Below are 8,034 nucleotides of genomic sequence, written 5' to 3'. Positions count from 1 at the left end.
GACAACGCCGCGCCCGACAACGCCGCACCCGGGGACGACGCCGCACACGACAACGCCGCACCCGACAACGCCGCACCCGAGGACGCGGCGCCCAGCAACGCCGCGCCCGACAACGCCGCACCCGGGGACGACGCCGCACACGACAACGCCGCACACGAGGACGCGGCGCCCGAGGACGCCGCGATGCCCGCGACCGCCGCCGCGCAGAGCGACGGCGGCGACGAGACGGAGGACGGCGGTGTGGACTGAATCCCGGCGGACCGCCGTCGCCCGCGCGATTCGCGGCGCGGCCGCGCCCGTCGAGCTCGGGCGGGTCGCCCGCATCGCCGGACTGCTCATCGAGGCATCCGTCCCGGACGTGTCGGTCGGCGACGTCGTCGAGATCCTGCGGCCGAACGGTGCTGATTCCGTGCACGGCGAGGTCGTCGGCTTCCGCGACCAGGTATCCCAGATCATCCCGATCGGCGAGGTGCGCGGCCTCCGGCCCGGCGCCCTCGTCCGCCGCGAATGCCGCGCGGGCGTGCCGGTCGGCGACGCGCTGCTCGGCCGCGTGGTCGACGCCTTCGGCCGCCCGCTGGACGACCTCGGCCCCCTGCGCTGCGCCGCGACCGCACCGCTGGATCGCCCGGCGCCCCCCGTCCGCGACCGCGCACGCGTGACGCGCCGATTCGACACCGGCGTGCGCGTGATCGACGCGCTGCTCACCTGCGGCCGCGGCCAGCGCATCGGCATCTTCGCGGGCGCCGGGGTCGGCAAGAGCACGCTCGTCGAGCAGATCGCGCTGCACAGCGACGCCGACGTGATCGTGTTCGGCCTGATCGGCGAACGCGGCCGGGAGGTCCGCGAGCTGATGGCCGCGATCCCCGACCGCCCGATCGTCGCCGTCGCGGCGACGTCCGACAAGTCGCCGCTCGAGCGCGCGCGCGGCGCCCAAGCCGCGACCGCCATCGCCGAACACTTCCGCGATCGCGGCGCCAACGTGCTGCTGCTGCTCGATTCGCTCACGCGCTATGCGATGGCGCTGCGCGAGATCGGCCTGTCGGCGGGCGAGCCGCCGGCGACCAAGGGATACCCGCCGAGCGTGTTCGCCGAGCTGCCGCGGTTGCTCGAGCGGGTGTCGCCCATGGCCGCCGGCGGCTCGATCACCGCGTTTTATTCGGTGCTGGTCGAGGGCGACGATCTCGCCGATCCGATCGCGGACAGCGCGCGCTCGCTGCTCGACGCGCACATCGTGCTGTCGCGCGAGCTGGCCGCCCGAGGCCAGTTTCCCGCCGTCGATGTGCTCGCGAGCGCGTCGCGCGTCGCGCACCAGGTCACCAGCCGCGACGCGCAGGATCTCGCCGCCGAGGCGCGGCGCACTCTCGCGGTTCGCCGCGAGGCCGACGAACTGCGCAGCCTCGGTGCGTACGTGCCGGGATCGAACCCGACCTACGACGCCGCCGTCGCGTCCGGCGAACGCATCGATCGGTGGGCGCGCCAGCGGGTCGACGAGCACAGCACCTTCGACGACGCGATGGCCGGACTGCGGGCCGCCATCACCGGACAGGAGACCACGGCGTGAGGACCAAACTGCAATATCTCGAACGCGTGCGCGACAGCCGCAAGCGGTTGCGCGACGCGGCCGCTGCCGCCGCCGCGATGGCGAACGAACGCCACCGGATATCGGTCGAGCGCCTGCAGCGAGCGCACCGGGCGCTCGACGCGCGCAAGCGCGGCGCGGCCGACGAGCTGATGGCCGCGTCGTCGGCGACCGCGATCTGGCTCCTCGACGCGGAGCTGGCTCAGCTCAAACATCGCGTCGCGGTCGCGGCCCGCGAGGCGACCGCGGCCGAGGTGGAGGCCAGCCGCGCGACCCGCAAGTTGATCGAGGCCGAGCGCGACTTGCGCGCGACCGACAAGCACATCGACCGGCTGCGGTCGGCGATCGACCGCCGCGCGGCGAAGGCCGAGCAGATCGCGGTCGACGACCTGAGCGCACGGCGCGCGCGGAGGAGCGCATGATCCGCCGCGTCGACGGGCACCCCGCGGTGCCGACGCCACAGCGAGCCGCCGCGGCGCGGACGCCGGCACCGGCGTTTTCTTCCGTGCTCGCTCGCGCGCGCGACGCGGCCGACCCGCGCACGCCGGCGGCGACCGCGGCGCGACCGACGCCCGACGCGCGCCCGACGGCGCGAGCCGGCGCAGACCCGCGCCGCGTGCAACGCCTCGAAACCGCGCGTCCGCCCGCGGCGCGCGACGCGACCGACGCCCGCGTACGCGACGCGACCGACCCGCGCGTACGCGACGCGGCCGACCCGCGCGTACGCGACGCGGCCGACGCCCGCGCGCAGTCGCCGGTCGACGCGAGGCACGGCCACCGGGGTCGCGAGACGTCGCCCGCGCGCGCCCGCGACACGGATGCGCGCGCCCGCGACACGGATCCGCGCGCCCGCGACGCGGATGCGCGCGCCCGCGACGCCGATGCGTCCGCCCGCGACGCCGAGGCTAGCCCCCGCACATCGGATCCTCGACCGGATCCGCGCCCACATGAGCGGCCGCGCACGGGCGCCACCGATCAGGACGGTGCGGCCCCGGCCGATCCGCACGCCACCCCCGCCGGCGATGACGCCGTCGCGGCGGGCGCCGCCGGCGGGCCGGATCGGGCGATGACCGGTGCAACGGCCGGAGCGCCGGACGCCGGCGCCGACACCGCCGCGCCCGCTGCGCACGCGGCGACGGCCGGAGCGGTCGTATCGATGGTGGCGGCGGCCCCGGCCGATCCGCAAACCGCGGCCGCGGCGACCGGCGCGGGATCCACCGAGGCGGCGATCGCGGAGGTCGGCGGCGCCGCGGCGACCGAGCGCCGGCGCGATCCAAGCGGCGACGCCACCGCGCCGCCAACCTTGGCCGCCATCCCCGCGCCGCCGGCCAAGGCTCACCTGGCGGCGCGCGCCGACACGCCGCCAGGGGCGTCGGCGGTCGCACACTGGGCGGACGTCGACCTGGCCGGCGACGACATCCGCTCCGGCGTGCTCACGCCGGCGCGCGCGCGCATCGTCGTCGGCGACGGCCCGGATCGCGCCGCGTTGGTCGTCACCGTCGCGCACAACCAGGTCACCGTCCGCGCGACCGCCCCCGAGCCGCTGGCCGCCGCCCTGCAGCGCGCCGCGGGCGAGTTGAACGCCGCGCTGCATCGCCACGGCCTGTCTCTCGGCGACCTGTCGTCGGGCGACGCCGGCGAACGCCACCGCGAGCCGCCGCCTTCCGGCGGCCGCACCGCGAACCGCCGCACTGCGACCGCGAGCGCGACCGCCCGCGATCGCACCGATTCCAACCCCGCCGCACCGGCCGCACCGGTCGTGGCCATTGCCTGAGGAGATCCATGCGAGTCGCCCCCACGCCGTCCTCTCCCCCGTCGCCCGCCGGCACGGCCGCGCCGGCGCCCACGGCCAAAGACGAGTTCTTGCGCCTGCTGGTCGCGCAGCTCGAACACCAGAACCCGCTCGACCCGCAAGACGGCGCCGAGTTCGTCGCGCAGCTCGCCCAGTTCGCCAACGTCGAACAGGGAGCCCAGGCGACGGCGATCCTGTCGCAAATTCAGGCCGAGCAGCGCGCCGCGGCCGGCGCCGCCCTCGCCGGGTTCGTCGGCGCGACGGCGACCGCCAGCGCGGACGCCGTCCACTGGGCGCCGGACGGCGGCGCGCCGCCGGACCTGTTCGTCGACCTGCCCGACGCGGCCGAGTCCGTGCAGGTCGTCATTCGCGACGCCAACGGCAACGAGGTCAAATCGATCGACCTCGGCCCGCATCCGGCCGGCGACGTATCCATCGGCTGGGACGGCACCGACGCCCAGGGCGTGCCGGTCGACGAGGGCACCTACACCGTCGAAGTGGTCGCCACCGCCGCCGACGGCAGCTCGATCGACGCATCGCCCAAGCTGCGCGGACGCGTGGACGCGATCGAGTTCTCCGACGGCGTGCACATGCTGCGCATCGGCGGTGCGAGCGTCCCGCCGGCGAGTGTCCTGTCCATCGAACGCGACGCGTGATGCCGCGCCGCCTTGCCTGACTTCGACGCGGCCGCCGCGTCGCGAATACCCGCGCCCCCGAGCGCACACAGGAGGTTCAACGCATGTCCATTCTCAACTCGCTGTTTACCGGAACCAGCGGCCTGCGCGCCCACGGCAGTGCGATCGGCGTCGTCGGCGACAACATCGCCAACGTGTCCACCGTCGGCTTCAAGGGAGCCCGCGCGCGCTTCGCCGACGTGCTCGGCGGCACCGCGCCCGACGCGAATCGCCTCGGCGCGGGCGTGCGCATGGGTGGCACCGACACGCAGTTCGGCCAGGGCGGTCTGTTGCAGACCGGCTCCGCGCTCGACATGGCCATCCGCGGGCGGGGGTTCTTCGTCGTCAGCGGCAACCACGACGGACAGACGGGAACGTTCTACACGCGCGACGGCCGGTTCTCCCTCGACGACAGCGGCTATCTCGTGACCCCGGAAGGGCTCCGCGTACAGGGCTACGCGATCGACGGCACCGGCGCGGTGAGCACGCAGCTCGGCGACCTCGCGCTGGGCGCGGGCCAGAGCGCCCCGCAGGCCACCTCGTCGCTCACGATGCACGTCAACCTCGACGCGAACGCAACGCCGCCGGCCCCGTTCGACCCGCTCAACCCCGACACCACCTCCAACTTCTCCACATCCGCCACGGTGTACGACTCGCTCGGTGCGGCCCACCGCGTCGACGTGTACTTCCGCGCCACCGGGTCGGGAGCGTGGGAGTGGCACGCGATGGTCGACGGGGGCGAGATCACCGGCGGAACGGCCGGCACCCCCTCGGAGATCGCGAGCGGCACGCTCACGTTCACGCCCAACGGCGAACTCGACACCGAGGTCACGACCAGCTCGAGCGCCAACTTCATCAACGCGACGCCGGGCCAGACCATCACCTTCGACTTCGGCGATTCGATCACCACCGACGGGGGCACCGGCCTCGCCGGCACCACCCAGTTCGCCGGCCCGTCGTCGGTGACCCGAATCGACCAGGACGGCTACGGCGCCGGCGAACTCGTCGACGTGACCGTGTCCGAGGACGGCACGATCGTCGGCGCGTTCTCCAACGGACAGCGACGCGAGATCGCGCGCCTCGCGCTCGCGACCTTCACGAGCGAGCAGGGGCTCGTCCGCGCGGGCAACCAGCTGTACGCCGAGACCCGCGACAGCGGTCAGGCGCTCATCGGTGCCGCCGGCAGCGGCGGCCGCGGCGCAATCTCGTCCGGAAGCCTCGAGGGCTCCAACGTCGACGTCGGCGAGCAGCTCGTGACGCTCATCTCCTACCAGCGGGCGTTCCAGGCCAACGCCCGCACCGTGACCACCGCCGACGAGATGCTCGCAGAGGTCGCCAACCTCAAGCGGTAGGTCATCCCCATCGCGGTAACGATCGAGAACAGCCACTCGATCTCGCGGCGCGCCGGCAATGGTGCCGGCGCGCCTTTTTTTGGGGCGCGGGGATCTTTGGCGGCCGGCGCCAATGCCGCCGACACTTTTGCTCGTCTCGATTCGTCCCTTCCTGCACGAATAGGTCGCAGGCCCGACTCCTACGGCGAAAAATGGATGCGTAGCCGGCCACCCCCGCCGCCCGGGCAGTCGATCGCACGCGCATCTAAATAAGCAGCGAGCAGCGGATCAATCGTGCACGTGAACATCAGATCGTTGCTGCTTACGTCCGAGTCCCACGCCCGGAATACCAAAGAGGACCCGGCCGGGATGTTCGCGTCGACGGATTCGTTCCACGCGGGCGAAAATGTGTCTTGCTTTTCCGACGTCGTGGCGAGGACCGAGCCATTGAGTTGAATTTCGACGAATGGATCCGGTGCACCGCCGAAAGCATCCCAGGCCTCACCCGAATCGTTGTTGCTCGGCATATCCCCATCCACGACTATGATGGTCCAGATTCGACCAAAAGCGGCCTGACACAGGCTATCGATGCAGGCCTCGTTCATGCCGCACGTTCCGTCACCCGGTTCGCACAGGCACTGCCCACAATCCGGCGCGCAGCTGTCGCAAGTCTCCGCGCCGTTACATGCCCCGTCGCCGCACCCCGGAGGACACTGACCGCAATCCGACGGACAACTATCGCAGCTCTCCGCCCCCAGGCACATGTTGTCGCCACAAGATGGGCTGTGGTTGTCGTCATCATCACTACCCCCATCGCATGCGATCGTCGTTAGCGCCAAAGCCAGCACACCCGCGAGCCGAACGGCAACACTGATCCCCATCGAAAGCACCTCCCGGACCACCTTTTTTAGAGATTCACACACAAGTTGTTCGACACGACAACATACTAATATGCATTTACAACCAATACGATCTGCGGAGCCGACAGCGACTGGCCCGGACCCGGCGCGAGCTAGGCTCGGCCCATGCATTAGTTGCGGGCCGCGGTTGCGAGGTTGGGAAGCCCCGTCGTACTCGCTCACGGCACCGAATCGCGGCTCAGGCAAAGCCTCGCAGCCGGCGCCGCGGTGCAGCGACAAGTCTGGGCGTCCTCAACCAAATCGCGCCTATTCGACCGGATTTGCAGCCCGCTCCGAATCCGGAGAAACCGTTGTCCACGGGATCGCCCTCCCCGTTCTGCGTTCACGGTGATGCAGCGGCACCCGCCTCGCGTACGCATACGCCGCTTGCACATGTGAGCCCCTGGTTGCATGTGCCATTGCCGTAACAGGCCCCGCCTTCGCTGCCCTCCGCCGCCGGCGGCGACGGCGCGCCGGCGGTCGTCGGCGCCTTCGCCGCGAGCTGCTGGGCGCGAGTGTGTACGTCGAGATAGATGTCGTCTTCGATCTGGTGCGCAAGATCCGGTGCCGCGACCCATTCGTTCTTCGAGGGGTCGCGCGTCTCGGCCGACACGCGGATCGTCGCAACTTTGCAGGTCTCGCGCAGGCCGTCTTCCACTTGCACTTCGACCTTCGACCGCTGGCTCGTCTCCTCCAGCCACTGGGTCGTGACCCGCCCGCGCAGCGCCGTCGCCACCTCGTACCGCCGGCCCACGAGCGCGTCGTACACCGCCGCGGCAAGATCGTCTCGGCCGACCCCCTCGTAACAGGCTGCCCGAGCGTCGCGCACGGCGGCCTCGCGTTGTGCGCGCTGCGCCTCTCGTTCGCGCTGATGTTGCCAATAACTCGCACAGCCGGCGACTGCGGCGATGACCGCTGCGGCCGCCCAGCGCGCGCACGCGTTCGCGATCGTCCTGGTCATGACGTGTTGTCCTCCTTGTCCATCCGGTCAGTTGTCCATCCGGTCGACGACGAACAGGTTGCCGGGGCTCCCCGCTCGGTCCCGTACCACCCGAGCGCCATCGTCGCGCTACGGCCACGTGTTGTCAACACATATGTTGACAACACGTGCGTCCTCGCGATTCTCCCGCAGTCGCGGCACCGTGACGGTGCCGGATGCAGTTCGACCGACAGATGCTGTCCGCCAACCTACGAAGGCTTCGCGCCAAGGCAGGGCTGAGCCAACACGCGCTCGCCGAGGCGGCCGGGCTTTCTTCCGAGACCGTATCCCGCGTCGAGCGCGGCGCGTTCGAGCCATCTCTCACCACGGCCGCAAAACTTGCTGGCGCGCTCGGAATCTCGCTCGATGCGCTCGTCGGCTCCGACGACGCCACGCCCGTCCCCGGCACGGCGCTGGAACGGCGCCTCGTCGAAGCCATCGCGGAGCTGCCGCCTCGAGCGCAGCACGCGATGCTCATCCTCGCCGAGATGATCGGGCCCCGCCGACCGCGGCGTTTCCCGGCCGGCTCGAATCGCCGTGGCCTGCGGCGGCGCCCGACGCGCTGACGCAGCGCGGCCCACGATGATTCGTCGCCGGTGCGGCCGGCGCCCAGACCGGCGGCGCGCGGTGGCGGTCGCGCGACGCGCGCGGGCGGGGCGGGCGCGGGGCGCGAAACGGGCACGGCGGCGGATGGCACGCAACCGCGGCGCGCGCGCGCCGATACCGGGTGCGATGGACCCTCGACGACCGACCCCGACGCAAACACGGCACGACAATGCG

8 protein-coding genes and 1 pseudogene are annotated in these 8,034 nt (G+C 72.1%); 6 read left to right on the top strand and 3 right to left on the bottom strand.

The window, feature by feature from the left end; translation table 11 throughout:
- A pseudogene (locus D6689_08820) lies at window positions 1–134 on the bottom strand (low-complexity protein).
- A gap of 143 nt (window positions 135–277) precedes the next feature.
- Between D6689_08820 and D6689_08815 the strand changes: the two are divergent.
- From D6689_08815 to D6689_08795, 5 genes are all read left to right on the top strand, one after another.
- Entirely contained in the window at window positions 278–1,561 is a 1,284-nt protein-coding gene (locus tag D6689_08815; GenBank protein RMH42239.1) for a FliI/YscN family ATPase, read from the top strand.
- 26 nt (window positions 1,562–1,587) lie between these two features.
- Window positions 1,588–2,001, top strand: coding sequence for a hypothetical protein (locus D6689_08810; GenBank protein ID RMH42238.1), 414 nt, complete (start codon window positions 1,588–1,590; stop codon window positions 1,999–2,001).
- Window positions 1,998–3,353 carry a hypothetical protein gene (locus D6689_08805; GenBank protein ID RMH42237.1) on the top strand — a complete coding sequence of 452 codons (1,356 nt, stop codon included), beginning with the start codon at window positions 1,998–2,000 and terminating at the stop codon, window positions 3,351–3,353. The genes D6689_08810 and D6689_08805 overlap by 4 nt, the downstream gene beginning before the upstream one ends.
- A gap of 8 nt (window positions 3,354–3,361) precedes the next feature.
- Window positions 3,362–4,027, top strand: coding sequence for a flagellar hook capping protein (locus D6689_08800; GenBank protein RMH42236.1), 666 nt, complete (start codon window positions 3,362–3,364; stop codon window positions 4,025–4,027).
- Between the two features lie 83 nt (window positions 4,028–4,110).
- Window positions 4,111–5,397: a flagellar hook protein FlgE gene (locus D6689_08795; protein RMH42235.1), complete on the top strand. Its 1,287-nt coding sequence runs from the start codon at window positions 4,111–4,113 to the stop codon at window positions 5,395–5,397.
- A gap of 179 nt (window positions 5,398–5,576) precedes the next feature.
- Here the strand turns inward: D6689_08795 and D6689_08790 are convergent, their stop codons facing one another.
- Together D6689_08790 and D6689_08785 are read right to left on the bottom strand one after the other, a co-directional pair.
- Window positions 5,577–5,981, bottom strand: coding sequence for a hypothetical protein (locus tag D6689_08790; protein ID RMH42234.1), 405 nt, complete (start codon window positions 5,979–5,981; stop codon window positions 5,577–5,579).
- Between the two features lie 637 nt (window positions 5,982–6,618).
- Complete coding sequence (locus D6689_08785; GenBank protein RMH42233.1) at window positions 6,619–7,236, bottom strand: hypothetical protein; 618 nt, start codon at window positions 7,234–7,236, stop codon at window positions 6,619–6,621.
- 194 nt (window positions 7,237–7,430) lie between these two features.
- On the opposite strand from D6689_08785, the gene D6689_08780 reads away from it, so the two are divergent.
- Window positions 7,431–7,820 (top strand): XRE family transcriptional regulator, encoded by a 390-nt coding sequence (locus D6689_08780; protein ID RMH42232.1) that lies wholly within the window; start codon window positions 7,431–7,433, stop codon window positions 7,818–7,820.
- The last annotated feature ends 214 nt before the right edge of the window (window positions 7,821–8,034 follow it).

This window comes from Deltaproteobacteria bacterium (assembly GCA_003696105.1).
Classification (GTDB): Bacteria; Myxococcota_A; Polyangia; order Haliangiales; family J016; genus J016.
This window is presented reverse-complemented; position numbering and strand designations above follow the sequence as displayed.

What these genes read in the sequence shown, in the direction of transcription:
- D6689_08785 (RMH42233.1), bottom strand. Translation starts at nt 7,236, where the DNA reads ATGACCAGGACGATCGCGAACGCGTGCGCGCGCTGGGCGGCCGCAGCG.
- D6689_08780 (RMH42232.1), top strand. Translation starts at nt 7,431, where the DNA reads ATGCAGTTCGACCGACAGATGCTGTCCGCCAACCTACGAAGGCTTCGC.
- D6689_08790 (RMH42234.1), bottom strand. Translation starts at nt 5,981, where the DNA reads ATGAACGAGGCCTGCATCGATAGCCTGTGTCAGGCCGCTTTTGGTCGA.
- D6689_08805 (RMH42237.1), top strand. Translation starts at nt 1,998, where the DNA reads ATGATCCGCCGCGTCGACGGGCACCCCGCGGTGCCGACGCCACAGCGA.
- D6689_08795 (RMH42235.1), top strand. Translation starts at nt 4,111, where the DNA reads ATGTCCATTCTCAACTCGCTGTTTACCGGAACCAGCGGCCTGCGCGCC.
- D6689_08800 (RMH42236.1), top strand. Translation starts at nt 3,362, where the DNA reads ATGCGAGTCGCCCCCACGCCGTCCTCTCCCCCGTCGCCCGCCGGCACG.